The 25,902-nt window shown below is 45.5% G+C and carries 24 protein-coding genes, 2 tRNA genes and 1 riboswitch; of the genes, 3 read left to right on the top strand and 23 right to left on the bottom strand.

The genetic code is table 11. The features are described from left to right. Positions 1-241: 241 nt before the first annotated feature. Both QZN42_RS00230 and sppA read right to left on the bottom strand, forming a co-directional pair. Positions 242-832, bottom strand: a complete 591-nt coding sequence (locus QZN42_RS00230; RefSeq protein ID WP_296953497.1) for a YIP1 family protein — start codon at positions 830-832, stop codon at positions 242-244. Between the two features lie 10 nt (positions 833-842). Continuing rightward, positions 843-1,787, bottom strand: coding sequence for a signal peptide peptidase SppA (sppA, locus tag QZN42_RS00225; protein ID WP_296953495.1), 945 nt, complete (start codon positions 1,785-1,787; stop codon positions 843-845). Between the two features lie 210 nt (positions 1,788-1,997). Between sppA and QZN42_RS00220 the strand changes: the two genes are divergently transcribed. Both QZN42_RS00220 and QZN42_RS00215 read left to right on the top strand, forming a co-directional pair. After that, positions 1,998-2,246, top strand: coding sequence for a hypothetical protein (locus tag QZN42_RS00220; protein ID WP_296953494.1), 249 nt, complete (start codon positions 1,998-2,000; stop codon positions 2,244-2,246). Then, complete coding sequence (locus QZN42_RS00215; protein WP_296953492.1) at positions 2,243-2,581, top strand: branched-chain amino acid transporter permease; 339 nt, start codon at positions 2,243-2,245, stop codon at positions 2,579-2,581. Before QZN42_RS00220 ends, QZN42_RS00215 begins: the two co-directional genes overlap by 4 nt. Before the next feature lie 22 nt (positions 2,582-2,603). Here the strand turns inward: QZN42_RS00215 and QZN42_RS00210 are convergent, their stop codons facing one another. The 19 genes from QZN42_RS00210 to QZN42_RS00120 all read right to left on the bottom strand — a co-directional run bounded on the left by QZN42_RS00210 (position 2,604) and on the right by QZN42_RS00120 (position 22,461). Continuing rightward, on the bottom strand, positions 2,604-3,806 hold the full coding sequence (locus tag QZN42_RS00210; RefSeq protein WP_296953490.1) for an MFS transporter: 1,203 nt from the start codon (positions 3,804-3,806) through the stop codon (positions 2,604-2,606). 46 nt (positions 3,807-3,852) lie between these two features. Next, a tRNA-Glu gene (locus QZN42_RS00205) sits at positions 3,853-3,928 on the bottom strand. 123 nt (positions 3,929-4,051) lie between these two features. Then, positions 4,052-4,128, bottom strand: a tRNA-Val gene (locus tag QZN42_RS00200). A gap of 82 nt (positions 4,129-4,210) precedes the next feature. Continuing rightward, positions 4,211-5,455, bottom strand: a complete 1,245-nt coding sequence (locus QZN42_RS00195; RefSeq protein WP_296953488.1) for a methionine gamma-lyase family protein — start codon at positions 5,453-5,455, stop codon at positions 4,211-4,213. 10 nt (positions 5,456-5,465) lie between these two features. Beyond that, positions 5,466-5,666: an RNA chaperone Hfq gene (hfq, locus tag QZN42_RS00190; RefSeq protein ID WP_296953486.1), complete on the bottom strand. Its 201-nt coding sequence runs from the start codon at positions 5,664-5,666 to the stop codon at positions 5,466-5,468. Beyond that, positions 5,656-6,582 (bottom strand): tRNA (adenosine(37)-N6)-dimethylallyltransferase MiaA, encoded by a 927-nt coding sequence (miaA, locus tag QZN42_RS00185; protein ID WP_296953485.1) that lies wholly within the window; start codon positions 6,580-6,582, stop codon positions 5,656-5,658. The genes hfq and miaA overlap by 11 nt, the downstream gene beginning before the upstream one ends. Next, complete coding sequence (locus QZN42_RS00180; RefSeq protein ID WP_296953483.1) at positions 6,579-7,358, bottom strand: class I SAM-dependent methyltransferase; 780 nt, start codon at positions 7,356-7,358, stop codon at positions 6,579-6,581. The genes miaA and QZN42_RS00180 overlap by 4 nt, the downstream gene beginning before the upstream one ends. Further along, on the bottom strand, positions 7,355-9,280 hold the full coding sequence (gene mutL / locus QZN42_RS00175; protein WP_296953481.1) for a DNA mismatch repair endonuclease MutL: 1,926 nt from the start codon (positions 9,278-9,280) through the stop codon (positions 7,355-7,357). Before mutL ends, QZN42_RS00180 begins: the two co-directional genes overlap by 4 nt. Continuing rightward, the gene (gene mutS, locus QZN42_RS00170; RefSeq protein WP_296953479.1) at positions 9,280-11,838 is read right to left on the bottom strand and encodes a DNA mismatch repair protein MutS; all 2,559 of its coding nucleotides are present in this window, start codon (positions 11,836-11,838) and stop codon (positions 9,280-9,282) included. Before mutS ends, mutL begins: the two co-directional genes overlap by 1 nt. A 57-nt stretch (positions 11,839-11,895) precedes the next feature. Then, positions 11,896-13,233, bottom strand: coding sequence for a tRNA (N6-isopentenyl adenosine(37)-C2)-methylthiotransferase MiaB (miaB, locus tag QZN42_RS00165; RefSeq protein WP_296953477.1), 1,338 nt, complete (start codon positions 13,231-13,233; stop codon positions 11,896-11,898). Between the two features lie 146 nt (positions 13,234-13,379). Continuing rightward, the gene (gene ribE / locus QZN42_RS00160) at positions 13,380-13,847 is read right to left on the bottom strand and encodes a 6,7-dimethyl-8-ribityllumazine synthase (RefSeq protein ID WP_296953474.1); all 468 of its coding nucleotides are present in this window, start codon (positions 13,845-13,847) and stop codon (positions 13,380-13,382) included. Between the two features lie 47 nt (positions 13,848-13,894). After that, positions 13,895-15,124 carry a GTP cyclohydrolase II gene (gene ribA, locus QZN42_RS00155; protein WP_296953472.1) on the bottom strand — a complete coding sequence of 410 codons (1,230 nt, stop codon included), beginning with the start codon at positions 15,122-15,124 and terminating at the stop codon, positions 13,895-13,897. Next, positions 15,114-15,767, bottom strand: coding sequence for a riboflavin synthase (locus tag QZN42_RS00150; protein ID WP_296953470.1), 654 nt, complete (start codon positions 15,765-15,767; stop codon positions 15,114-15,116). The genes ribA and QZN42_RS00150 overlap by 11 nt, the downstream gene beginning before the upstream one ends. 1 nt (position 15,768) lies before the next feature. Next, positions 15,769-16,959 carry a bifunctional diaminohydroxyphosphoribosylaminopyrimidine deaminase/5-amino-6-(5-phosphoribosylamino)uracil reductase RibD gene (gene ribD / locus QZN42_RS00145; RefSeq protein ID WP_296953468.1) on the bottom strand — a complete coding sequence of 397 codons (1,191 nt, stop codon included), beginning with the start codon at positions 16,957-16,959 and terminating at the stop codon, positions 15,769-15,771. A gap of 45 nt (positions 16,960-17,004) precedes the next feature. Beyond that, positions 17,005-17,120, bottom strand: a riboswitch (FMN riboswitch). Positions 17,121-17,191: 71 nt separating this feature from the next. Then, on the bottom strand, positions 17,192-17,860 hold the full coding sequence (locus QZN42_RS00140; RefSeq protein ID WP_296953466.1) for a thymidylate kinase: 669 nt from the start codon (positions 17,858-17,860) through the stop codon (positions 17,192-17,194). A gap of 54 nt (positions 17,861-17,914) precedes the next feature. Next, positions 17,915-18,487 (bottom strand): aminoacyl-tRNA hydrolase, encoded by a 573-nt coding sequence (pth, locus tag QZN42_RS00135; protein WP_296953464.1) that lies wholly within the window; start codon positions 18,485-18,487, stop codon positions 17,915-17,917. After that, positions 18,487-19,440 carry a ribose-phosphate pyrophosphokinase gene (locus tag QZN42_RS00130; RefSeq protein ID WP_296953462.1) on the bottom strand — a complete coding sequence of 318 codons (954 nt, stop codon included), beginning with the start codon at positions 19,438-19,440 and terminating at the stop codon, positions 18,487-18,489. The genes pth and QZN42_RS00130 overlap by 1 nt, the downstream gene beginning before the upstream one ends. A gap of 168 nt (positions 19,441-19,608) precedes the next feature. Beyond that, the gene (gene glmU, locus QZN42_RS00125) at positions 19,609-20,988 is read right to left on the bottom strand and encodes a bifunctional UDP-N-acetylglucosamine diphosphorylase/glucosamine-1-phosphate N-acetyltransferase GlmU (protein WP_296953461.1); all 1,380 of its coding nucleotides are present in this window, start codon (positions 20,986-20,988) and stop codon (positions 19,609-19,611) included. Between the two features lie 186 nt (positions 20,989-21,174). After that, complete coding sequence (locus QZN42_RS00120; protein WP_296953459.1) at positions 21,175-22,461, bottom strand: peptidoglycan-binding protein; 1,287 nt, start codon at positions 22,459-22,461, stop codon at positions 21,175-21,177. Positions 22,462-22,862: 401 nt separating this feature from the next. Between QZN42_RS00120 and QZN42_RS00115 the strand changes: the two genes are divergently transcribed. Next, a complete protein-coding gene (locus QZN42_RS00115) occupies positions 22,863-24,317 on the top strand; it encodes a sodium:alanine symporter family protein (RefSeq protein WP_296953458.1) in 1,455 nt (484 codons plus the stop codon). 125 nt (positions 24,318-24,442) lie between these two features. Here the strand turns inward: QZN42_RS00115 and hisIE are convergent, their stop codons facing one another. Together hisIE and hisF are read right to left on the bottom strand one after the other, a co-directional pair. Next, positions 24,443-25,120, bottom strand: a complete 678-nt coding sequence (hisIE, locus tag QZN42_RS00110; protein WP_296953457.1) for a bifunctional phosphoribosyl-AMP cyclohydrolase/phosphoribosyl-ATP diphosphatase HisIE — start codon at positions 25,118-25,120, stop codon at positions 24,443-24,445. A gap of 9 nt (positions 25,121-25,129) precedes the next feature. After that, positions 25,130-25,885, bottom strand: a complete 756-nt coding sequence (gene hisF, locus QZN42_RS00105) for an imidazole glycerol phosphate synthase subunit HisF (RefSeq protein WP_296953455.1) — start codon at positions 25,883-25,885, stop codon at positions 25,130-25,132. Between the last annotated feature and the right edge of the window lie 17 nt (positions 25,886-25,902).

Here is a 25,902-nt window from a genome sequence, read left to right as displayed (position 1 = left end):
TGGTATTCCTCCTTATAAATCTGTCTATATTCCAAGTTTATATTCGATAAAAGTATTAGATCAATGGTTTTGCTGTCAAATCAGCTCATACATATGGTTCATTATACCATATGTGTAAAAAATTTTAAATTACCATCCTTTTACCGCAAAATAACCAGACCACCATGAATAAAATCTATATTTCCGCCATAAAAAAGAAAAGAACGCCAGATAAACATCTGACGCCTTTGTCTATTTCATTTTACATCTTTCCTATCATGGATTCAATACCCTGGAGATCATCGATTCCCGAAATGCCTGCCACCGCAGATGCCACCCCCAATGCTGCCAAAAGAATCAGGAAAATAACCGTCAGAACATACGGGGCAAGGGCGATGAAAAAGGCCTTTCCCTTATTGAAATTGTAATTCTCACTGATAGCAATCACATCCAGATAGAAAGACCAGAGAAAAAGAACAAATCCTCCAATCCCGCTAAGGATCGTTATTCCAAAACCCTCAAAAAAAGTTAAAATTACAGACAATGATAAAGGAAGCGATGCGGCCATGAAACCGGCTGTAATTCCCCGGGCTGTGCCCATACCACCAAGGAGGCCGGAAACATAATCGGTCACAGCGCTGTGAAGAAGAAGAGCCGTCCCCATGAAAAACAGAATAGCAAGAAATTGAAGAAGAAGCCCCGGTCCCTGCTGAAAAATGGAAAGAGAAATTACAAATACCACAAAAAGCCAGAGCAGGATAGCCTCTTTCAATTTTTCCCCATTAACAATAACCGAGAGGGCCCGCGAAGGCTTTGTCACCATATCATAAGCCAAATCCAGTAACTGATTCATAACGCCCTCCTTACTTCACTATAGGTATTTCTGACTGAGCCAGTGCTTTTGAAAAAGACTCCACCAGCCTCGCTGCAAAGAAGTCGGCAGCTCCTTTTGCTTCACCGGAAAGCAATCCTTTGAGGGTAACGCTTCCGCCATAGGATTTTACAGCTATGTTTTCTCCTTCTATGCCGCCGCTGGAGGCCGCATAACTCAATGCATCATAGTAATTGCCCATGGCATCAACGAGGCCCAGATCCTGAGCCTGCTTTCCCGTAAGGATACGTCCGTCAGCAATAGCGCGTACTTTTGCCTCATCCATTTTACGGCCATCTGCTACAGTCTGGACAAACTGGTTATAAATATCATCTACCATAGATTGGACCATGGCTCTTTCTTCTCCTGTCATTGGCCGGTACATGGAAAGGATATCTTTATGAGCACCACTTTTTATTTTTTCATTTTTAATGCCCAATTTGTCCATGAGTCCTTCAATATTGCTATAGTCCATATAGACTCCGATACTTCCTGTAATAGTGGCAGGTGCAGCAAATATATAATTCCCCTTGCTGGCCAGCCAGTAACCGGCTGAAGCACACATATCACCCATGGAAATGATGATGGGCTTCCCGCTGCTCCTGATTTTATCCATTTCTTCTGAAATTTCCTGGGTGGCTCCGGTGGAACCGCCGGGACTGTTGATACGTACAAGAATAGCTTTTGCCTGCGGATCTTTTCTGGCCATTTTAAACTCTCTCATCAATTGCTCACTGGTCACATTACCCCCGCCGGTAAAGAGAGATTCCGTATCAGGCCCGCCATAAATAGGACCATCAATGCGGATAACTGCCACATAACCCTTCCCTTTATCACTGACAGTGCTGCTTCTCCATGAGTCTGACGTACCTGACGCCAAAGCAATTGCCAGAAGAATGATAAAAGCAGCAATCATCAGGTTCCTATGCTGTTTCATATATACCTCCTGTTTTTAATTTAATAAAATTATAACACACCACTTCTGCCAGGGGATGCGTTTCCTCAAATTTACCGGATGTGCGATGAAACCTTTGCGCTCAGCTATTCTGCTTCCATCCTTTACCAGATAGATAAAAGCCGATTCACGCTCCGGGTATCCATGCTCGATTACCTGTACAGGGTTTCCGGTGTCTGCACAGGAGGACTGATGGGTTCCTGCATCCACTTTAACACAGAAGGGCCGGGATTCGTCATGACAGCCATGTTTCTCGTCATATTCCTGGAACAGCTGCTCAAGGAAACAAAACATTATACGGCAATCATAGGTCTTTTTAGTTCAGAAGCCTGCCTGTATTTCTTTGGAGCCGATTCATTTACCATCCCAGCCATGATTATTATGCTTTTCATTTTTACGATTTTCCGTAAGCCCATAGAAAAGGCAGGTGGATTTTTATGAATACTATGCCTTTATGGCAGCAGGCGGCCCTGATTGCCATCTGTGCTTTCGGTACCATATTGACCCGCTTCCTTCCATTCCTTATCTTTCAGAAAGCAGAAGAGCTGCCAGCCTATATACAGTATCTTGGGAAAGCACTCCCTACAGCCGTTTTCGCCTTGCTTGTGGTCTTCTGCCTTCGTAATGTTTCATTTACTACCGGAAACTGCGGACTTCCTGAAATCATTTCCCTTCTGGTAACCTCAGTTATTCATGTCTGGAGACGGCAGATGCTTCTATCCATGTTCTTCGGTACTGCCTGCTATATGTTCTTAATTCAGTATATATTCATTTAAAAAGAGCTGACCGTTTCACCAGTTACAGCTCTTTTACTTTTATATAAATATAAACTGACGCAGCCAGCTGCAGGAAAGCTGAAGAAACAAAAACAAGTCCCAGGCTCCCTGTTTGAGAAGCAATCATACCTCCAAGGAGAGGTCCAAGACAGTTCCCAATATTCATGGCCGCTGCATTAATACCGTAAGCGCTTCCCGCCTCTTCCGGATGAACCACTTTAGAAACAGCTCCGGTGATGGATGTCACGCCTCCAATCGTAAAGAACCCGAAGCCAAACTGTGTTATCCCAAAGAATAAGACAGAGGGCGCAAGATACTGCATCAGTGAAAATAAACCGGCTCCTGCAAAAGAAAGAACCATAACCTTTTTGAATCCCCATTTTTCTCCGCGCTTCCCCCAGAAAGGCCCTCCCAGAACCCCGGCTATACCAGAAGCCCCGCAGATCATTCCGGAGATAAAGGCTGCATGTTCGGAAGTTCCTGTCAATTCTATGACATGCAGAGAAATAAGGGGATTAATAATCAGCATGGCACATTGATTGATGATAATCAGTCCAATCAATGTGAGAAATTTATCGTTACCTGAAAGCTTATGAAAAGAAGTAATGATTCCTTCTTTATTCTTTTTGTTTCTTTTTACATCCGGTTCTTTCACAAGAACGAGAACAAGAAGAAACGCTCCTAAATCGCCAATACCTGCTATCAGGAATGGCAGGCGGAGGCCCACAAGAGAACCAAGAATTCCCCCAAGAAATGGTCCCAGCATGGTGCCGGCCGCCCGTCCTCCGACCAGGGTCCCAATGGCAGAACCGGCATGGATTCCTGAAATTTCAGCAAGAAGTGCCTGACTCACAGGATTAAAGCCAAAAGAAAATCCCTGAAAAAGACGAGCCAGCAATAAATGCAGCGGACTCTGTGCAAAATAGGAGAGAAAATAAGAAATCGAGAGACAGAGAGCAGAACGGAGAATCATTTTCTTCATGCCAAGGCGGTCCGCCAAAGCGCCCCATACCGGCATAATAAGCGCTCCAACGATAAACATGCCGGAAACTATAACAGAATTCCATAAAGCCGCATTATCCGGAGTTGCCCCCAGTTCAAGAAGATAAAGTGGAAGGAACGGGAAAACCAGCGTAGCTCCGCCGCCAATAAAGGCCGCGCCCACTGCCGTTGCCCATATGGTCTGATGAATTTCTTTTTCCGTCAGTTTTCCGTCACCAGTCATAGAAGCCTCCAAAATATAAAAGGAGCACTTTCTGTGCCCCTTTTCATGGTGACCGGTATGGGATTCGAACCCATACTCTCTGCGCTGAGAACGCAGCGTCTTAACCGTTTGACTAACCGGCCATGTAATAAATATTATAAAGGATAGTTATTTTAAATTCAAGTGAAAAATTAACGGAATAAAACCATTCTCTATTCTTCTCATGCGGAAGAATAAATGAAAAACCCGCCATAAAGGCGGGTGGTTGGTGGGACTATCTGGGTTCGAACCGGAGACCTCTTCGATGTGAGCGAAGCGCTCTAACCAACTGAGCTATAGCCCCATAACGGAAATTATTATAGCACAAGTGATTAAAATTGTTAAGTATTCTTATTTTACTTGTCAGAGATCTGGTTTGCAAATAATTAAAGCTTACCCTGAGCTTCAAGAACTTTTTCTGCCGCCCCCATAATCGCAAGCTGTGCGTGTTCAAACGTAAGCCCTCCCTGGAAATACATGACATAAGGCGGACGAACAGGACCATCGGCAGACATTTCAATAGTAGAACCCTGTACAAAAGTACCGGCTGCCATGATAATCGGATCCACGTAACCGGGCATTGGCCCCGGTACAGGAGTAGCGTCAGAATCCACAGGCGACCAGTTTTGAATCGCTTCGGCAAATCGGCACATATTGTCTTCAGAATCGAGAGTAACTGTCGTAATGAGATCTGTACGGAGATGACCGGGTTCCGGAGATGTCCTGAAACCAAGCAGGCTGAAAACAGCGGAACAGAATTCAGCACTCATCATAGCCTGCCTTGTCATATGAGGCGCAAGGAAAAGACCCTGAAAGAAAGGCCGGTAAGATGCAGCATAAGAGCCCATTTCTGCGCCAAGCCCGGGGGCCGTCCATACATAGGAGCAGAGTTCCACCAGGTCTTTTCGACCGCAGATATACGCACCCGTTGGTGCAAGACCACCGCCTGCATTTTTAATTAAAGAACCGGCTGTAATATCAGCCCCAAGTTCAATCGGTTCCTCTTTATTGGTAAATTCACCGTAACAGTTATCCACAAAGCAGATGGTATCCGGATTTTTTGCTTTGACAGTTTCAATAATCTTCCTGATATCTGCAGGGAAAAGAGAATCACGAAGCATATAGCCCCGGGAACGCTGGATTTCCACCAGCTTTGTATGTTCATCTACTGCTGCTGCAATGCCTTCCAGATCGTAAGTATTTCCTTTTAGCTGGACTTCTTTATAATGAACGCCCTTTGATTTCATGTTTCCCGGTGCATTTCCTGTAATACCGATAACGCTTTCCATCGTGTCATAAGGTGCACCCACAGCAGAAACCATGGTATCCCCTGGCTGGAGGAGCGCAAGAAGAACCGTAGCCAGTGCATGAGTACCGGAAACGAAATGAGGCCTTACAAGAGCCGCTTCAGCATGAAATACATCACACCAGATATCTTCCAGCATTTCTCTTCCCGGATCCCCATAACCATAACCATTGGATGCGGCGAAATGATAAGCCGAAAGATGATGCTTTCTGAAAGCTTCCAGAACTTTTTGCGTATTGAAGAGTGAAATTTCTTCCATTTCATGAAAAACAGGCGCACAAAGAGCGAGCGCCTCTTTCTGTACCTGTTCAAGTTTTTTATTCATTTTAAATTAATCAGATCCTTTGAATTGTTGAAATAGCATGTTTGTAAATGAGCTGGGAACGATTGTCGCTGACCAGGAGAACCGTAAAGCTATCGAAAGATTTTACCTTTCCTTTAAGCTGGACACCGTTCATCAGAAAAATCGCAACCGGAACATTTTCCTTTCGCGCTTCATTTAAAAACGTGTCCTGCAGATTCATTTTACCTTCCATCTTTGTCTTCTCCTCTGAAATATGAAATGACATAGGCCTTTATTTCCCTGTACCATATGTCTTTCGCTGATGGGCCCTGTTCCACCCAGTGAATATATGGCATTCGTCTATACCAGGTTAATTGTCTTTTGGCAAAGTGCCGGGTATTTTTCTGAATCAGTGCTTCCCCTTCCTCCAGGGTCTGCTCCCCTTTGGCTACGGGAATCATTTCTTTATATCCGATTCCCTTAAATGCCTGAGCCGATTCAGAAATTCCGGAAGCCAGAAGTGTCCTGACCTCCTCTAAGAGTCCTGCTTCTATCATGAGATGGACTCGTTTATTTATTTTATCATATAAAACGCTCCTGTCCATAGCAATTCCTAAAACAGGTCCGTCATATATGAGGGATTTTGACTTTTCTGCTTCTTTTTGCCCTTCTCCGGCATCAAGAAGTTCCAGCTTGCGCATCATACGCTGTGGATCCGGAGGAATATCCGTTTCTCCGTAATTACGAAGAGCAGTGATCAATGCTTCTTTTCCTTCGTTTTCCAGTAAACTTTCCCACCGGTCTCTCCCGTTCCCCTTTGGCAGGAAAGAATATCCTTCAAGAAGCCCCTGGATATAAAGGCCCGTCCCACCACAGACAATGGGAATTCTGCCTGATTCATTCTCTTCATGAATAATTTTTGCCGCTTTTTCCTGAAAGTCCGCTGCGGAATAAGGTTCATACGGCTCCAGTTCATCTACCAGGTAATGGCGGATTCCTCTGGCTTCCTCTTTTGTCACCTTGGCAGTACCGATATCCATATGTTTATAAATCTGGAAAGCATCTCCGGAAATGACGGATGATCCCAGTTCACTGGCAAGATAGACAGCAAGTTCAGTCTTTCCTGATGCAGTTGGCCCCAGTATGGTTATCAGTTTATCTTTTTTCATAGATCAATCACTCCATAAGCTGTGGTCTGTCCCTTACGGGTATGAATGGAGCTGAAAATTCCGGAAGAAAATAAAAGGGAAAAAGGTCTTTCTTTTACTATAATTCTTTTTCTTGCAATATGCAAAGCCATTCTGATGATTTCGTCATTCAACCGGTCATAACAGGCGGCACGTCGAAACCCTTCCATATGGTTAGTTTCCCTTTTGACCGGTGCGCGAAACATGGTATCAAAATAAATGACATCAAAACTTTTCGGTTCCGCTCTCCTGAGAAATTCCCGGAAATCTTCATGCAAAAGAGTAATTCTGCGAAGCGCTGAGGCAAGTTCTTTTTCCTTCGGATCCGCAAAGTCTGAAATGGCAGCCCTCCCTATCTCATAAAGAGGTGTACTTTTTTCAAGAGCCGTCAAATGTCCTTTTTCACCCAGATACCATCCCATAGTCATGGAATCCCCACCATGGCCAAAAGTAGCATCAAGAACGGTCAGAGACCCCTCCGGAAGCAGACTGCAGAGACGGTCCTGATTTCCCCTTTTCATCTGTTCCACCCGAAGCACGGAAGTGCCAAGATGAAAGCGGTATTCTTCCCCTCCAGACCAATAATAGGGAAGCTTTTTTCCATAAACCAGAAATCCTTCCATTCCATACTTTTCAGCCATTTCAGAAAGCATGTTTTCTCTCACAAAATAAGGAAGGCCAAGTGCCTGTGCCCTTTGCAAAGCTTCTTCTTTTATGAAAGGCCTGCATTTGCGAATTGTGGTAATTCCCGTATTCATGGACGCTTGAAAAGCCTTCCCAATTCATCGGGCGTAAACTTCACAATGGTTGGTCGTCCATGAGGGCAGACGAAAGGACGGGTCGTATGGAAAAGATCCACAATAAGTTCCTTCATCTGACGGATATTGAGAGGATCGCCCCTTTTTATGGCACCCCGGCAGGCAGCGTAGGCCATCATACGATGGCGGAGCGTTTCAGGAGATGGCATATCTTTATCATGAAAGGCTTTTCTTAATTCCAAAACGACTCTTTCCATTTCTGATTCTGACAAATCTTCCGGTGCCCCGGTGATACGGATTACATCAGGACCTGCCTGTTCAAAAGTAATCCCCAGCCGCTCTATCTCTTTTTTATGTTCATCTAATAGTGGAATATCCTCCATGTCTACATGAATGAGATAAGGCACAAGGATTTCCTGAACCGGAATTCCCTCCGCTCTGGAAGCAAATCGATCATAGCGCACCCGTTCATGGGCTGCATGCTGGTCAATAATAAGGAGATCCTTGCCATGCTGGCAGAGAATAAAGCAATCTGAAACCTGCCCCAGCGGAATGACCGGCGCCGATTCTTCTTTCACCTCAAAAAGCGGCACCACTTCCGGTGCAGGTGTTTCAGCAGCCTGTTCAGAGGAAGCATCATTTTTAAAGAAGGAATGATTTGAAAAAATTTCTTTTCTACTGATTTCCGGTGTAAAAGAAGATTCACCTGAACGGGCTTTGTCCCACGCAGGGACTGGCGGTCTGCTTTGCCGGTAGTTATATCCTGTTTGCGGCTCCCCCCAGGAAGGAACGTCCGGCTTATTATTGAGACCTATATCCGGTTTACCGGCAGGTTTATCCTCCACGCGGATATCCGAAGGTTTGAAGTTACCGCCATGAACAACTTCATGTCCGGGGTCACGAATCATTTCTCTTGCAATAGTATCCGCGGAAGACTGGGAAGTCAGGGTGCCAAGGATCGCATGATATACCATGCGGAAAAGGGTTTGTTCATCAGAAAATTTGATTTCCCGTTTCTGTGGATGTACATTGACATCAATGCTCTCCGGCGGTACCTGAAAAGCGAGAACCATTAGAGGATAGCCATTTTTAGGAAGAAGAGAATGGTAGGCATTATCTACCGCTTTAGTAACTACCGCACTCTCCACTACTCTTCGGTTAATAATTATGGTCTGATACTGGCGGCTGCTCTTTAGAAGAGAAGGTTTGGAAATCATACCTTCCAGGGAAATAATTTCGCTATCATCCTTCACAGGAAGCATTTCTCCGGCTGTTTTAGTACCATAAAGTGCTGAAACCGCATCCATAAGACGCCCGTTGCCAGGAGTTTCAATAACCGTACGACCATTATTGATCAGGCGGAAGGATATATCAGGATTAGCAAGAGCCAGCTTTCCAACCATAATATTGATGCGGGAAGATTCAGTGCGTTCAGATTTCAAAAACTTTTTTCTCGCCGGCACATTATAGAAAAGATCCCGTACTTCCACAGTAGTCCCTGCCGGTGCCCCGCAAGGTCTGACTTCTTTCAGATCCCCGCCTTCCATCTCAAGGACTGTACCTTCCACATCTTCCGGCCTTCTTGTCGTTATAGCAGACCGGGAAACAGACATGATGCTGGGGAGTGCCTCACCACGGAATCCCAGAGACGCAATATGGTAAATATTATCAACAGTGGATATCTTGCTTGTAGCATGACGTACGACAGAAAGCCTGGCATCTTCTTCAGTCATGCCGCATCCATTATCAGTGACACGGATATAAGTCATTCCTCCGTCGGCAATTTCCACTTCGATTTCATGAGCATCGGCATCAACTGCATTTTCCACCAGCTCTTTTACCGCATTCACCGGACGTTCTACGACTTCTCCTGCCGCAATCTGATTTGCCGTCACTTCATCAAGTATGTGAATCAGTGCCATTATCTGCCCTCCTTGGCAGCCTTACTAAGGCGGAATAAAATTTCCATAGCTTCAATCGGAGTTTTGCTCATGACATCCATATCCGCCAGTTCATTAATAATTGGTGATGTAAACAAATCCAATGCTGCCGGCCCGTCCTGCTTTTGCACAGGTGCCGGTGACATTTGGGCGTCTTCCTCTTCCAGACCATGAAGTATATCATCAGCCCGCTTCAGCAGCGCTTCCGGAAGGCCGGCAAGTCTTGCCACATGAATCCCATAGCTTCGATCGGCACATCCGGGAACAATCCGGCGAAGGAAAGTTATATCTTTTCCCCGTTCTTTTACAGTAACTGTATAATTTTTTATATGACTGCTGTTGTCTGCCATATCCGATAGTTCATGGTAATGCGTAGCAAAAAGTGTATAGCCGTGTATTTTCTGGTCAATATATTCCACTACAGCCCGGGCGATACTCATACCATCATAGGTACTCGTACCACGGCCAATTTCATCAAGGAGAATCAGACTGTTTCTGGTTGCATTTCTAAGAATGTAAGAAACTTCCTGCATTTCTACCATGAATGTACTCTGTCCTGTGGAAATATCATCACTGGCTCCGACCCTTGTAAAAATTCTGTCCACCGGTGCAAATACTGCACTTCTTGCGGGAATAAAGGAACCCGCCTGTGCCATAATAGTAAGTACTGCCACCTGACGCATATAGGTAGATTTACCGGCCATGTTTGGTCCGGTAATGACCAGAATCTCCTGATCCCGATGATTGAGTTCCGTATCATTGGGTACAAACATTTCATGCTTCAACGCATGTTCAACCATTGGATGACGGCCATCCTTAATGGAAATACGGCCTTCTTTCGGATTTGTAATTTGCGGCCTGGTATACCGGTCCTTTAAAGCGGCTCTTGAAAGACTTGCAAGGCAGTCCAACTGTGCCAGAGCACGGGCTGTTTTCTGCATATCCGGGATCTCCGGACGGATTTCCGCCTTTACGGCCTGATAAATTTTAAGTTCCAGTTCCTCCGTCTTTTCTTTAGCCGTCAAAGCTTTTGCTTCAAATTCCTTCAGTTCCGGAGTAATATATCTTTCTGCGTTGACCAGAGTCTGCTTCCTCATATAGTAAGCAGGAACCGGGATCTTGTTGGCATTGGATATTTCAAAATAATAGCCAAATACATTATTGAACCCTATTTTAAGCTTGATGCCTGTTTTTTCCTTCTCTTTTTCTTCCAGTTCCGCTATATATTTCTGACTGTTTTCTGAAAGAGAACGAACTTCATCAAGCTCTGCAGAAAATCCTTCTCGAATATATTTCCCGTCCCGGATATTTCCGGTACCATTTTCATTCATAGATCGATCCAGCAGATCAAAGACAGGTCCATGAATTCCCAGCTGGGTATTTAACTTCTTTAAGATGACTGAACCAGCACCGGCCAGAAGATTTTTAATCCGGGGAATCATTTTAAGACTTGCTTTTAATGCCAGTAAATCCTTGGGTGATGTGGAGTTCGTTTCGATACGTCCAAGAATCCGCTCGAAATCAAAAACCTGGGAAAGTATTTCTTCCAGATTCGTTAATTCAGTCACGTGACCAGTCAGTTCTTCAATACCATCCTGACGAAGAGTAATGCGGTTTACATCGGTGAGCGGCCTTTCCAGCCAGCGTCGTAGCAGTCTTGCGCCCATGGCAGTATGGGTATAGTCGAGAAGCTCCAGAAGCGTTCCTTTTCTTCCGCCGTCTCTCATATTTCTCGTAATTTCCAAATTCCGAAGGCATTCTTCTGACAGCGTCAGCGTATGATCTTCACGAATTGGAAGAATCGAATGGAATGCCGCCACATCCGTCTTCATAACGTCTTTAAGATATCCGCAGAGGCGGCGGAAAACGAGCTTAATATGTTCATTTTCAATATCATCACAAAGAGCAGGCAGCGCCCCTTCCTCCTCACCGGCTGCACGGGAAAGAAGACATGCACCAAGGCGGGCCGCACAGAAACTGGTAAGCTTGCTGTACAGTTCATCGGATACGTCGCATATTGCTTCCGCCGGAGAATATACAGAAAGCATATCAAAGAAGTCATCCTGTTCTTTTTTGCGGTCCCAGACACCCCACCAGCACTCTCCGGTGGAAATATCAGCCAATACCGCAGCGATTTCTTTCTCCGCCTCCATCATATATATAATGTAATTATTTGATTTATCAGCAATAGAATTTTCGAAGAGAATGGTGCCCGGCGTAATAACGCGGATGACATCTCTTTTAACAAGACCTTTGGCCTTTTTGGGATCCTCCAGCTGCTCGCAAATAGCCACCTTGTACCCACGCTGGATCAGGCGGTAAATATAAATTTCAGCCGCCCGGAATGGTACGCCGCACATAGGTACCCGTCCTTCGGGACCGGCATTTTTACCAGTGAGTGTAAGTTCCAGTTCATGAGATGCAGTGACCGCATCATCATAAAAAAGCTCATAGAAATCGCCGAGCCGGTAAAAGAGGAGACAATCGCTATATTCATCTTTTACCTTTTTATATTGTTCCATTAAAGGCGTCTTTGCCATGTCCTCACCTCTGCTGTAGTTCCTGCACTGAATTTAAACTTTATATTTAAACCAGTTTCAGACAAGCTCACCCTTCAAAATCCAGGTTTGCCCCACATTAACCTTTGCATTGAGCGTATCCCCTACCTGAATGCCTTCCCTGTAAGGGAATAAGATCATTTTATTAGAAGAAGTTCGTCCATACCAGGTATGTTCATCCTGCCTGGAGGGGCCCTCTACAATGATTTCAAAAATCTTCCCTTCCATTTCCTTATTAAGTTCAAGGGAAATAACATTCTCCGTATCCATCAGCTCCTGAAGACGCCGATGCTTGGTTTCATCATCAATCTGCCCCTCCATGCGGGCCGCAGGAGTACCCCTGCGGGGAGAATAGATAAAAGTATAGGCAGAATCAAAACGGGCTTCCTTAAGAAGTGCAAGCGTTTCCCAATGCATTTCTTCGGTTTCTCCGGGGAATCCGGTAATAAGATCAGTGGTAACTGCGATATCAGGCATTTTCCGGCGAACATAAGACAGGAGTTCCTTAAAATGTTCAATAGTATATCCCCTGTTCATTCGGCGCAGCATTTCATTAGAGCCGTGTTGAACCGGAAGATGCATGTGCCGGACTACTTTAGGAGAAGCGGCCATGGCATCCACCATATCAAAAGTCATGTCTCTTGGATGGGATGTCATGTAACGGACCCTTTCAATACCATCAATCTCGTCGATAGCGCGTATAAGATCTGCAAAACTGGTACCATTTCGGAAATCAAGGCCGTAAGAATTTACATTCTGTCCTAAAAGGGTGATTTCTTTATATCCCTCTTTGGCAAGCCCCCTGATTTCTGAGCATATATCATCGATTGTACGGCTGATTTCGCGGCCACGTACATAAGGGACAATACAATAGGTGCAGAACTTATTACATCCCTGCATAATAGGAATCCAGGCAAAAATTTTTGATTTCCTTACTGCTCTGAGCTCGCTGTAATCATTTACGCTATGCGGATTTCTTTCCGTTTTTACTACATGGCTGCCGCGAGCGTTTTCTCTGGATATAATATCTTTCAGATCATGAATATGATAAGGCCCGATAACGAAATCAATAACCGGCATCCTTTCAATCAACTTTCCCTTATTTTCCTGAGCCATACAGCCGGCAATCCCAAGAAGAAGATCGGGGTTTTTATTTTTCAGCTTCTTAATTTCCCCGATTTTCCCATAAACCTTTTCCTCTGCATTCTGTCGGACGCTGCAGGTATTCATTATAATAATATCCGCATCCTCCATTCTATCCGCAGCTGTATATCCCAATTCCTCCAGCTGCCCGTTAATTCGTTCCGTATCTGATTCGTTCATCTGGCACCCGTAGGTCAGGGTATAATATTTTTTAGCAAGCCGTTCTGTTTCCACGACTGACCTCCTGTGTGAATATTTGTAATTTTAAAGTTGTCTTTTTATTATATCATTTTTCAGGAAGTCTTTGGAAATTCTTTTCTCTAAAGCAACAACGTCAGAAATAATAAAATAAAGCCTGCCGACTGGCGACAGGCTTTATTTTATTTAGATAATCTTTTAAAAAGGCTGGCCATTTCCAGAGCATCCATGGCGCATTCAAATCCTTTATTGCCTGATTTAAGCCCGGCACGATTGATGGCCTGTTCAATGGTATCCGTTGTAAGTACACCGTAAAGAACCGGAATTCCACTGGAAAGAGAAGCCATGGCCACTCCTTTAGTCACTTCAGTGGCTACATGTTCATAATGGTCTGTTTCTCCGCGAATAACTGCCCCCAGGCAGATGACTGCATCGTATCGACCGCTCTCCGCCATCTTCTTGGCAGCCAGAGGGATTTCGAAAGCCCCCGGTACCCAGGCCAGATCAACTTTATTCATATCCACACCATGCCGGGTCAGACCATCCACGGCTCCATCAATTAGTTTAGAAACGATAACTTCATTAAAACGAGAAGCAATGATTCCTACCCTGATATCACTTTCATTAAAATTTCCTGAAATAATATTCATAAAGATACTTCCTTTCTAAATTCATTCTCCATTTGGGAATCGAAAATTCAAGCTTCCGGTTCTTCTACATCCTTATCAAGTTTCAACATATGGCCCATCTTTTCCTGTTTTGTTTTCAGATAAAACTGATCTTCTTTTGTCGGGGCCACTTCGATGGGCACCCTTTCCGTGATAGTAATTCCATATTCCTTCACGTCATCCAGTTTCTGGGGATTATTGGTAAGAAGTCGAATTTTGCAGGCGCCCAGGAGGTGAAGAATCTGTGCACCTGTCATATACTCCCGAAGGTCAGCTGCAAAGCCAAGCTTCAAGTTGGCCTCTACAGTATCATAGCCTTCATCCTGCAGTGCATAGGCCCGGATTTTATTAATAAGCCCGATCCCCCGCCCTTCCTGGCGAAGATAAACAAGGATTCCTCTGCCCTCTTTGGAAATTTGGCGCAGCGCTGCTGAAAGCTGCTGGCCACAGTCACAGCGCAGGGAGCCGAAACAGTCGCCCGTCAGGCATTCAGAATGAATGCGGCAGAGCACCGGAGCCCCATCGGTAAAATTTCCCATTGTCAGGGCCACATGATGTTCTCCATTCACCAGATTGACAAAACCGTGAATCTTAAAATGTCCATATTTCGTAGGAAGTTCTGCTGTCGCTATCTTTTCTACCAGTTTTTCATGTTTTTTCCTGTATTCGATAAGTTCCTGGATATTGCCGATTTTCATGCCTTTTTCTCTGGCCAGTTTAAAAAGATCTTCTCTTCTGGCCATAGTACCGTCATCATTCATAATTTCACAGCAGAGGCCTGCCGGTTTAAGTCCTGCAAGGCGGGCAAGATCCACTGTAGCTTCTGTATGTCCCTGCCTCTCAAGAACACCCCATTTTCTTGCTTTTAATGGGAAAAGATGGCCCGGCTTCCTGAAATCCTCCGGTCTGGCCCCATCTTTGATAGCCTCAAGAGCTGTCATGGAACGGGCTGCAGCCGACACACCGGTACCGGAATCTTTGTAATCAATAGATTCCAGAAAGGCGGTTTGGTGATTATCCGTATTATGGTTAATCATAGGCCTCAAGCGAAGGGAATTCACAATTTCTTCAGCCATCGGCATGCAGATAACTCCCTTTGCTTCTGATGCCATAAGATTAACATTATGCGGAGTGGCAAACTCAGCGGCGCAGATATAATCCCCTTCATTTTCACGAGATTCCGCATCCTGCATGATGACCACATGTCCTTTTTTTATTTCTTCTATAATTTCTTCTATTCTGTCAAACTTATACTCCATAGTGTTCTCCATGCCCCAAAGTTTCAAGCATACTCATGGTAAGACCGCCTGCTTCCGCCGGTTTCATGAGCTGCTCTACATATTTTCCAAGATAATCGCACTCAATATTAACTATGTCCCCCGGTTTTTTGACTAATAATGTTGTTGTAAGCCCGGTATGAGGAATGAGGGCGATGGAAAATGAATCTTTACTTCTTTCCGCCACTGTAAGACTGATGCCATCTATTGCAACGGAACCTTTTTCGATGATGTACTTCATCCATTTCCGGTCTACGGAAATCGTGATAATAACAGAATTTTCCACTTTTTCCATGGAAATAATCTTTCCCGTTCCATCCACATGTCCCAGCATGATATGACCGCCCAGACGGTCTCCCAGTCGAAGCGCTCTTTCCAGATTGACGGGACTTCCGGGCCGGAAGAGAGAAAACGCGGTCCGTCTCATGGTTTCCGGTGTAGTATCAGCATCAAAGGTATCTTTTGTCAAGGCCGTTACTGTAAGACAGGTCCCGTTTACCGCGATACTATCTCCAATTTTTGTCCCTTCCAGCACCTTATGACACCGGATAGTCAGCCTTTCCGAGTGACTTTCTTTCCGGATCCCGGCAATGGTACCCGTTTCTTCTACAATTCCAGTAAACATTTTATGATTCCTTATCTGCAGCAGCTGTCATATCCGGTCTGATTTCAAACTCTCGTTCCGGATTTTCAATCTGCTGCTCCCCTTTGACGGTTTCTCCATGATCCACATAAGCCTCCACCACAAGGTCCGGCCCCGATCGTTCTGTGGAAATATCTCTGAGCTTTACGGCATCTTTGATGACTGATGCCCCGATACCCCCGATAAGTCCCGGAGCTCCCGCTCCCCCAATAACCATGGGGGCCACATAAAGCCGAACTTTATCCACAATCCCTGCTTCAAAAGCAGAAGCAGCAAGAGTGGAACCGCCTTCCAGAAGAATACCGTCTATCCCTTTCAATGCCAGGCCTGTCATGGCGGCTTCCAAGTCCACCTGGCCTTCTTTTTCACCATCAGTCATGATGATATCTACTCCCAATGCAGTAAGAGCTTTTCTTTTCTCTTCATCGGATCGACTGGTGGTAATCACAATAGCCTGTCCTGGTTCATTAAATACTTTTGCCTTAAGGGGAGCAGAAAGCTTCCCGTCTACAATGATGCGGACCGGGTCCTCCATTCCTTCCGATCTGGCAGTCAGCATAGGATTATCAGATATCACAGTCCCCGCTCCCACCATGATGCCCTTATAGCAGCCCCTTAAAAGGTGGGCTTCCTCTCTGGAATCTTCAGAAGAAATCCATTTGGAATCACCGGTGTGGCAGGCGGTCTTCCCGTCAAGAGACATGGCCGCTTTGTATAGAATAAAAGGCTTGTGATGAGAAATATATTTTATAAATACTTCATTCAGCTTTCTGGCTTCTTTTTCCATAATACCCAGGGTTACAAATATTCCTGCATCTTTCAGTTTACGTATTCCCTTACCTGCCACCAGGGGATTCGGATCAACCATGGCCGTCACGACCCGGTCAATTCCTTTCCTGATAATAAGATCCGCACAGGGCGGGGTCTTGCCATAGTGGGAACAGGGTTCCAGGCTCACATAAAGGGTAGCCCCCTCCGGGTCTTCACTGCAATTTTTAAATGCGTTTACTTCTGCATGAGGACCGCCATACTGTTCATGCCATCCTTCACCGATAATCCTGTCATCTTTTACAATGACCGCACCCACCAGGGGATTTGGCCTGGTATGACCCATTCCACGGAGAGCCAATTCCAGTGCCCGGGCCATATATTTCCTGTCATCATCGATACGCAAAAAATCCACCTTCCTTTCGTTCAGGGAGGTGGATTCCAATTCATTTCCACTCTTCTTTCATCCGGACTGTACCGTCGGCTCCGGAATCACACCGGACCTGCCATAAAGGCTCGTGGGCTATAACCACCGGTGGGGACTTTCACCCCGCCCTGAAGAGATTGAATTCTTTTTTCATTATAACAAATACGCATGCAAACGCAAGCTGATTCTGCAAAATCCATATAACCGGTAATCAGAAGATAACCTCAGCCACTCTTTTTTCAATATCTCTGCCAATATCTTCAATGGTCCGGAGTTTTCCGTTTTCAGCGCAGGCTATAGAGGTCCAATGAAACGTTTTCACAAGTTCCTGATAGGCGTCATGACATTTGCGAAGGTAATCCAGATGCTGTTCATGAATATCCATAGAACCGCCCTTTTCCGCTCTTTCACGGACGAGTCGTTCTGATATCTCCAACGGAATATCAAGAAGAATCACAAGGTCCGGCCGTGGCAATTCCAGCTCACCATATTCCGTTTTTTCCAACCAGGAAAGAAATTGTTTCCGGCTCTCTTTATTCTCATACTTTGTCATCTGGTGCACCATATTGCTGGTGGTGTACCGGTCCGCGATGACAATGCCCCCATCCTCATAAAAGGACTTCCATTTTGTGCGGAAAGAGGCAAAGCGGTCTACCGCATAGAAAAGTGAAGCAGCATAGGGATTGACATCCTCCGGATTCTTTCCGAAATCCCCATGCAGGTACATTTTGACAAGAGATGAGGAAGGGCTTTTGTAATCAGGGAAAGAAACATGAATGACTTTTTCCCCAGATCCTTTCAATTTCTGCTCCAGAAGTTTAGCCTGTGTCTCTTTGCCGCTTCCGTCAATGCCCTCGAGCACAATGAGCTTTCCTTTCATGATTTCTCCCTTCTTCCGCAAAAGAGGCAGTTTCCTTCGAAACTGCCTCTTTTCTTATCCTTTTCTTTTCGGATTGAACGCATTCATGGCATGGTCCACGCCATCCTTCAATGCTGCTTCGACAGAGTCCGCAGTATGAAGTTTTGCTTCTTCAATTTTTTCTATATCTTCCCCATAGGGACGGGAAAGCACATGGTCCACCACCGTATGGCCATCTTTCGGATGACCCACACCGATACGGAAACGGTTGAAATTTTCGCTGCCCAGATGAGCAATGAGAGATTTCATCCCGTTATGGCCGCCGGCGGAGCCTTTCTTACGGATTCTGGTCTTGCCCGGAGGAAGATCGAGGTCATCACAGATGATATAAATATCATCGAGCCCGACTTTGTAGTATTTGGAAATAGCACCGACTGCTTCACCGCTGTTATTCATATAGGTCATGGGTTTTACAAGAAGCACCTTTTCCCCATTGTATATGACCTGAGCGATTTCCGCTTTCATAGCACTTTTCCAGTTTGTCACATTCCAGCGCCGGGCCAGTTCATCAATGACATCAAAACCCATATTGTGGCGGGTATGTTCATATTCTTTTCCCGGATTTCCGAGGCCTGCAATGATTTTCATTATTTATCGAAAAGCTGGCTTACGGAAGCATCGTGGAAAATACGGAGAATGGCTTCGCCAAGAAGCGGGGCAATGGAAAGAACAGTCAGTTTGTCATGCATCTTTTCCTTTGGAATCGGCAGGGAATTGGTGACAATCAGTTCCTTCAGGTTGGAAGCCTTGATTCTTTCAGTAGCCGGATCAGTCAGCACCGGATGGCATACGGCAGCATATACATTTTTTGCGCCATATTCAGCGAGAGCTTTTGCGCCTTCGCAGAGAGAACCCGCGGTATCAACAATATCATCGACAATAAAGCAGTTTCTGTCTTTTACATCACCGATGATATTCATAACCTTGGCAACGCCCGGTTCAGGACGGCGTTTTTCAATGATGGCAATCGGAGCACCCACACGGTCAGCCAGATCTCTGGCCCTTGTCACGCCGCCGAGGTCCGGAGAAACGATGATCAGGTTATCCAGATTCTTGGATTTCACATAATCAGCCAGAAGAGATGCGCTCATCAGATGATCTACGGGGACATTGAAGAAGCCCTGGATCTGGCCTGCATGAAGGTCCATGGTAACTACTCTGGTTACGCCGGCTGCGGACATCAGGTCAGCCACCAGTTTGGCGCTGATTGGTTCACGGCCTCTTGTTTTACGGTCCTGACGGGCATATCCGTAGTAAGGAACTACAACAGTAATATGACGGGCAGAAGCTCTCTTCAGGGCATCTACCATAATCAGCATTTCCATCAGGTTATCATTGACCGGTGCGCCGGTAGACTGAATGATGAAGCAGTCTTTACCACGAACGCTTTCATTGATCATGACCTGAATTTCGCCATTATTGAAACGCCCGCACAGGGACTTGCCAAGAGGAACGCCGATATAATCGGAAATTTCCTTTGCCAGAGCCGGGTTTGCGGTTCCTGTAAAAATCTTCAGTTTAGAAGTGTCTTCCATGTCCATTTTGCTGTCTCTCCCTTTTTCTTTCAATGTTGAAAGTGATGAAATATTCTGCCTGGAATAGCGGAAATTTCTAAAAATCCAGCTCCACTACTTCATGTTTTTATTATATAACAGGTTCGCTGTAAAATAACAGGGATTAAAAAGAATTAATTGAAAAAACGACAATAATTAATCTTTGTAGGTATCCTCTTTCACCCAGCCTTTAATATTGGCCTGCCTTGCGCGAGCTACAGAGAGAGCTTCGGCAGGCACATCTTTGGTTATAGTGGACCCGGCAGCTGTAAAAGCTCTTTTCCCTATATGAACCGGAGCTACCAGGTTTGTATTGCATCCGATAAAAGCATGATCATCAATAGTGCAGCGATGTTTATTCTTTCCATCAAAATTAACGGTCACTGTACCACAGCCGAAATTTACGTTTTTACCAAGATCCGAATCTCCGCAGTAAATAAGATGCGGCAGTTTGGTTCCATCACCAACGGTAGAATTCTTAACCTCTACGAAATTACCAATTTTGATGTGGTCATGGAGCACTGTATCCGGGCGAAGATGAACAAAAGGTCCGATTTCATCATAGCTTCCAATAATACATTCATGAGCGTAGACACGATTGAGATGCGTTTCATCTCCTACGGTCACATTGGTCAGCTGGGTATCCGGACCTATTTCGCAGCCTTTTCCAACCACTGTGTGTCCCTGAAGGATGGTCCCCGGGAAAAGGACCGTATCCTGTCCAACCACTACATCCTGTTCCACATAAGTATTTTCAGGATTGATGATGCTGACGCCTTCCGCCATCAGTTCTTCCGCTTTACGAAGCCGAAGAATGCGATCAGCAGCAGCCAGCTGGATCCTGGAATTGACCCCCATGGTTTCATCCGCATCTTCTGCTGCTACCGGGATAACCTTGAGCCCGTCTTTGATCATGATTTCAAATACATCAGTCAGGTAATATTCTCCCTGGGCATTTTTATTATCGATTCTATTCAGCGCATCCAGAAGAGGACCCACCTTGAATACATAGGTGCCAGTATTGATTTCATGAACTGCCAGCTGCTCGGAGGTCCCATCTTTCTGCTCCACAATGGAAGTCATATTTCCTTTTTCATCACGAAGGACACGGCCATACCCAAAAGGATTATCAAGAATGGCAGTCAGAACGGTGGCAGCCGCATCGTTTTCCTGACAAACGCGGGATAATTCTGCCAGTGTTTCCGCTCTCAGCAATGGAGTATCCCCACAGATAACGAGGACATAACCTTCCCGGTCTTTTTCGAATTCCGGCACTGCCTGGATGACCGCATGCCCGGTGCCCAGCTGCTCCTGCTGATGAACGAAGGAAACTTCTTTCCCTTCCAGTTCCCTACGTACCAGTTCTTCTTTGAATCCCGTAATGACAACGCACTTTTTGAATTCTGCCTGACGAACAACCCGGATGACCTGTTCCACCATGGGCACGCCGCAAACCCGATGCAGCACCTTCGGGAATTGAGATTTCATTCTGGTACCCTGTCCGGCGGCCAGAATGACTGCTGTTAATTCGGACATAATTCCTCCTGTCAATTCAAAAATAAAAATTTATATTTCACGAGTACACATATCATCTTTATAAAGCCCGTAGTCTTTATTGTAGCAAATCAAATCTATTCAGGCAAGGACGACCGGATTGACCCTTTCTGCCCGCTTGGCTGTATAACAAAAGCAGGACTCCATAAATTGAAATCCTGCCATCATTTATCTGACCAGATATACGGTTACCCTTGTTTTTGTTCCCCAGTGATATGCCTGATCATAAGTATCCACGCCTACATCAATAATATTCCCGTGAATGGCTCCACCTATATCATCACAGATTGCATATCCGTAACCTTCTATAAAAACAATGCTTCCAAGCGGAATGATTTCAGGATCTATCGCCGCATGTCCCTTACCTGCATAACCGCCCAGAGCAGTCCTTCCTTCACCGCCTCCATCATTTGGCGTATAGGCAGTGGAACGCATATGAAATATCTTTTTATAATCCCCGGAAAAAATGGGCATATCATCCAGACGGTCCCAAACATCGTCATCCACTATACCGGTTTCTTCCAGTTCCTGCTCTGACTGAAAACGGCGAACCGCATCTTCTGTCCCGTCCCCGTAAACGCCATCCACATTTCCGGGATCGTAGCCGTGAAGAAGCAGACTGTTCTGAAGACGAATCACTTTTTTGCCGGAAGATCCCTTTGTAAGAGTGGAAGATCCGGCATGGGATGCATAGGAAGAAGTAATATGAGAAAGAGTATCCTCGTCTACCATTCCCGTGGAAGGAAGACCTTCATCACTCTGAAATCCCTTTATCGCAGAAGCGGTATCTCCACCGTAAATTCCATCTACAGTACCATCAAGATAACCCAGTTTCTTTAATTTTCTCTGTAGAGAAGAAATCTCTTTTCCCCTGTCGCCAATGCTGAAAACGAAGTGTTCGGCAGCTTCAGGTTCAGGTGCACTCTCTTCTTCAGCGGAAAAGGAAACTCCTTCCATTTCAGTCAGGGCTGCATAGGTCATTTCGTCAATGGCCCCTGAAACGGGAATCTTATTTCCCTTCTGGAAAGCACGGACTGCCTTCGTGGTATCCTGACCATAAACGCCATCAATATCCCCTTTCAGAAAACCGGCAGCTGCCAGCCTTTCCTGCATATCGATAATCATGGTGCCGCGATTTCCTTCTGCATAAACGACGCCGCCCCCGGGCCTGTAGCCTTTGCCTGCCGCTTTTTTTACAGCTCTCCGGGTTGCATCATCAGCTATCCCGGTAATCGGCAGTCCCTTTGCCTTTTGAAATAAAGCCACTGCTTCTTTTGTGGTAGAGCCAAAATCCCCATCCACTGTCCTCGCAAGATAACCGGCCGCTACCAGATCGTTTTGAAGAGCAGTGACTTCACTACCATTCATACCGATGCTGAGAGTCTGTGCAGAAACGTTCATGGAAGCCGCCAGCCATAAAAGAGCGGCACATCCCCATGTATACGCAGCACGCATAAAGATCACCTCCGTAGTTTCCTGTATTTTACCATTTTTTACCATTTTTGTAAAAAAATTCGAAAAACCACCACTTTTATCATAAAATTGGACTTTATTTTTACTTTTTCACAATCATTTGATATTTCATTGTCTTATCAGTGGGGGTTAATGATAAAATTTAGCACTAATAACACAAGTACATCCCAATAAGAGTAATTATTTCCGATTCCACCCATCCCTGTAGTTTTCAAATACTAAAGATACTGACATTCTCCATCAGAGTAATTTGTTTCTTTTTTATTTTTAATATTTATAGATGTGTAAAATTCTTGTTTAAAGTAAAAAAAAATACTATAATTATTTCATAATTAAATGGGGTTTAGCTTTTTAAACTTTTAGTAGGGAAAAGGGGGAGAAAAATGGAGCAGCTGAATTCAATTGTCTCCGCGATCAATGACGTCTTATGGTCATCGGTCATCATTATTTTACTGGTAGGGGCCGGCTTTTATTTCACTTTCAGGACAAGAGCAGTCCAGATCCGTTATTTTGGGCGGATGTTTAAACTGATAGCAGGCACTGCGGGCACGAAAACGGAAGGTAATGAAGTTTCACCATTCCAGGCATTCTGTGTCAGCACGGCTTCCCGCGTAGGGGTTGGCAATATTGCGGGCATTGCCATCGCCATCGTAACCGGGGGTCCCGGGGCCATTTTCTGGATGTGGTTTATTGCCGTAGTCGGTTCGGCCACTGGTTTCGTAGAATCCACTCTGGCTCAGCTCTACAAAGTTCCCAGAACCGATGGAGTCGGATTCCGCGGAGGTCCGGCTTATTACCTGAAAAACGGCCTTGGTCATGGTCTCTGGGCGGCCCTCTTTGCAATCCTGATTTCCGTAACTTACGGTATGATTTACAACTCCGTGCAGTCCAATACCATTTCTCTGGCCCTCAATCATGCCCTTGGTTTCGACCGTATGATTGTAGGCGGTGTGGTTACCGTATTTGCCATGATCGTCATCTGCGGCGGTATGGGCCGTATTGCCAGAGTCACTGAATGGATGGTACCGATTATGGCAGGTGTTTATATCATCACTGCCCTGGGCATCATGATTTATAACATCACTGAACTTCCTCATGCATTTTATATCATCTTCAGCAATGCCTTCGATTTTCAGGCTATTGCCGGCGGCGGTATGGGTGCAGCTGTCCTGACTGGTCTGAAGAGAGGTCTCTTCTCCAATGAAGCCGGTGAAGGTTCCGTTCCAAATGCAGCAGCTACGGCTGATGCATCTCATCCGGCAGTACAGGGCCTGATCCAGGCTTTCGGTGTCTATGTAGATACCCTCTTTATCTGCTCCGCTTCTGCCTTCATCATCCTCATGACCGGTGATTATGCTTCTACCGGCCTCACCGGTATCCAGCTGGTACAGTGGGATCTGGCACAGTACTTTGGTGACTGGGCTCCAAAGGCCGTTTCCATCCTTATTTTCTTCTTTGCATTCACATCTCTGATTGGCAACTACTACTACGGAGAAATCAATATCGGTCACCTCACCAATAAGAAATGGCCGCTGAACCTATTCCGCGTCCTCATTGCCGTTATGATTTTCTGGGGCTCCATTGCAGACCTTCCGCTCGTTTGGAACCTGGCCGACCTCTTCATGGCTTTCATGGTCCTTACCAACGTATCGGCAATCATTATTCTCTATCCGAAAGCCCATGCCTGCCTGAAAGACTATGAAAAGCAGCTCAAGGAAGGTATTCTTGAACCGATTTTCAATAAGAATGTCCTTTCCGATACCAGGGGCATCGTTTGGTGGGATGACGAACACAATTCCAACAAACTGACTCGTGAAAAGGCCAAAAAAGCTGAATAAGGCATTTAAAAGACCGGTGGCATCACCGGTCTTTTAAATTTGGCGATAAAAAGGCAGCCTGCCATGATGACTCATGATACGCTGCCTTTGATTATGTATGTTTCAGAAAGTAACTGCCTAAGCACTCAGAATGTTTTGTCCTGATGCCCCACTTCTTTCTTATTTCCTTTCTTCTCATCCCGGTCTTCCAGTTTTTTCATAATGTCATACAGATCGATACCGGAATTTTCCCACATGACGAAAAGATGATAGAGCAGATCGCAGGATTCATCAATGATTTCTTCCTTATCCTGATGCTGGTCGGCAATGATGACTTCAGATGCCTCTTCTCCGATTTTCTTGTCAATCTTGTTCTTCCCTTCCCTTTGAAGGTAATTGGTATAAGACTTTTCCTGCGGATGAATCCGACGGTCTTTAATTTCATCATAAAGTATATGCAGAATGTTGAGATTACCCTCAGAAGAGGAATTATCCCATTCAGAAAGGCTTCTGTAGAAACAGCTGCGGTTATTCGTATGGCAGGCAGGGCCATCAGGAATGACCTGCACCACCAGGGTATCCGCATCACAGTCCACATAAATGCGCTTCACATGCTGGAAATGGGCCGATTCTTCCCCTTTATGCCAGAATTTCTGACGGCTCCGGCTCCAGAACCAGGTTTCCCCGGATTCTACTGTTTTTTTCAGGGACTCCTGATTCATATAGGCCACCATGAGCACTTCCCCGCTCCTGGCATCCTGAATGACTGCAGGAATCAATCCTTTTTCATCAAACTTTATATCCTTTACATCAACAGATTCCATAATTTCTCCTCACAAACGAACCGGCACGCCGTGAGCGGCCAGGTACTTTTTCAGGTCAGGAATGGAAATTTCACCAAAGTGGAAAACCGATGCTGCCAGGGCCGCATCTGAACCTGATTCAAAGGCTTTCAGAAAATCTTCCATTTTTCCTGCGCCGCCGGATGCAATGATGGGAATGGTCAGTTCTTCAGAAAGAATCTTCATCAGTTCCAGATCATATCCGTCCTTTTCTCCATCGGCATCCATGGAATTCATGCAGATTTCTCCGGCCCCCAGTTCCATGCCTTTTTTAGCCCATTCCACGACATTGATGCCCGTATTTTTCCGGCCGCCTTCCACATAGACGTCCCAGCCTCCACGGCCATTTCTTTTCCCATCAATGGAAAGCACCACACACTGCCTGCCAAAACGGGCTGCCGCTTCAGAAATGATATCGGGATTCAGGACGGCTGCCGAATTGACAGATACTTTATCCGCCCCCGCAAGCAGCATGGTCCGGAAATCATCGGCTTTCCGGATGCCACCGCCCACGGTGAAGGGAATTGTGAGCTTTTCCGCTATAGCCCTGACTGTATCTACGAAAGTTTCCCTCCCCTCATGGGTAGCGGTAATATCATAAAATACCAGTTCATCAGCACCGCAGTCGGAATAATATTTCCCCAGAGCAGCCGGATCATCCACGTCGATGAGATTCTGGAACTGCTTTCCCTTGACTACCCTGCCATGATTGACATCGAGGCAGGGAATAATTCTTTTTGCAAGCATAGGAAACTCCTTTCAGA

It is taken from the genome of uncultured Dialister sp. (assembly GCA_900314595.1).
In the GTDB taxonomy this organism is placed as follows: Bacteria; Bacillota; Negativicutes; order Veillonellales; family Dialisteraceae; genus Dialister.
Note: the sequence above shows the minus strand (reverse complement) of the source record. Positions and strands in the feature narration are given on the sequence as shown.

Bases quoted from the DNA above. Each gene is read 5' to 3' on its own strand.
- ribE (WP_296953474.1), bottom strand. From the start codon at position 13,847: ATGAATATTATTTCAGGAAATTTTAATGAAAGTGATATCAGGGTAGGA.
- QZN42_RS00195 (WP_296953488.1), bottom strand. From the start codon at position 5,455: ATGAATAAAAAACTTGAACAGGTACAGAAAGAGGCGCTCGCTCTTTGT.
- QZN42_RS00150 (WP_296953470.1), bottom strand. From the start codon at position 15,767: ATGTTTACTGGAATTGTAGAAGAAACGGGTACCATTGCCGGGATCCGG.
- pth (WP_296953464.1), bottom strand. From the start codon at position 18,487: ATGAAAATCATTGCAGGCCTCGGAAATCCGGGAAAAGAATATGAACAT.
- QZN42_RS00115 (WP_296953458.1), top strand. From the start codon at position 22,863: ATGGAGCAGCTGAATTCAATTGTCTCCGCGATCAATGACGTCTTATGG.
- QZN42_RS00210 (WP_296953490.1), bottom strand. From the start codon at position 3,806: ATGACTGGTGACGGAAAACTGACGGAAAAAGAAATTCATCAGACCATA.
- ribA (WP_296953472.1), bottom strand. From the start codon at position 15,124: ATGGAGTATAAGTTTGACAGAATAGAAGAAATTATAGAAGAAATAAAA.
- QZN42_RS00140 (WP_296953466.1), bottom strand. From the start codon at position 17,860: ATGAAAGGAAAGCTCATTGTGCTCGAGGGCATTGACGGAAGCGGCAAA.
- QZN42_RS00220 (WP_296953494.1), top strand. From the start codon at position 1,998: ATGGGTTCCTGCATCCACTTTAACACAGAAGGGCCGGGATTCGTCATG.
- QZN42_RS00120 (WP_296953459.1), bottom strand. From the start codon at position 22,461: ATGCGTGCTGCGTATACATGGGGATGTGCCGCTCTTTTATGGCTGGCG.
- mutS (WP_296953479.1), bottom strand. From the start codon at position 11,838: ATGGCAAAGACGCCTTTAATGGAACAATATAAAAAGGTAAAAGATGAA.
- QZN42_RS00180 (WP_296953483.1), bottom strand. From the start codon at position 7,358: ATGAATACGGGAATTACCACAATTCGCAAATGCAGGCCTTTCATAAAA.
- mutL (WP_296953481.1), bottom strand. From the start codon at position 9,280: ATGGCACTGATTCACATACTTGATGAAGTGACGGCAAATCAGATTGCG.
- hfq (WP_296953486.1), bottom strand. From the start codon at position 5,666: ATGGAAGGTAAAATGAATCTGCAGGACACGTTTTTAAATGAAGCGCGA.
- hisIE (WP_296953457.1), bottom strand. From the start codon at position 25,120: ATGGAATCTGTTGATGTAAAGGATATAAAGTTTGATGAAAAAGGATTG.
- hisF (WP_296953455.1), bottom strand. From the start codon at position 25,885: ATGCTTGCAAAAAGAATTATTCCCTGCCTCGATGTCAATCATGGCAGG.
- glmU (WP_296953461.1), bottom strand. From the start codon at position 20,988: ATGTCCGAATTAACAGCAGTCATTCTGGCCGCCGGACAGGGTACCAGA.
- QZN42_RS00130 (WP_296953462.1), bottom strand. From the start codon at position 19,440: ATGGACATGGAAGACACTTCTAAACTGAAGATTTTTACAGGAACCGCA.
- QZN42_RS00230 (WP_296953497.1), bottom strand. From the start codon at position 832: ATGAATCAGTTACTGGATTTGGCTTATGATATGGTGACAAAGCCTTCG.
- miaA (WP_296953485.1), bottom strand. From the start codon at position 6,582: ATGAAAAAAGATAAACTGATAACCATACTGGGGCCAACTGCATCAGGA.
- QZN42_RS00215 (WP_296953492.1), top strand. From the start codon at position 2,243: ATGAATACTATGCCTTTATGGCAGCAGGCGGCCCTGATTGCCATCTGT.
- sppA (WP_296953495.1), bottom strand. From the start codon at position 1,787: ATGAAACAGCATAGGAACCTGATGATTGCTGCTTTTATCATTCTTCTG.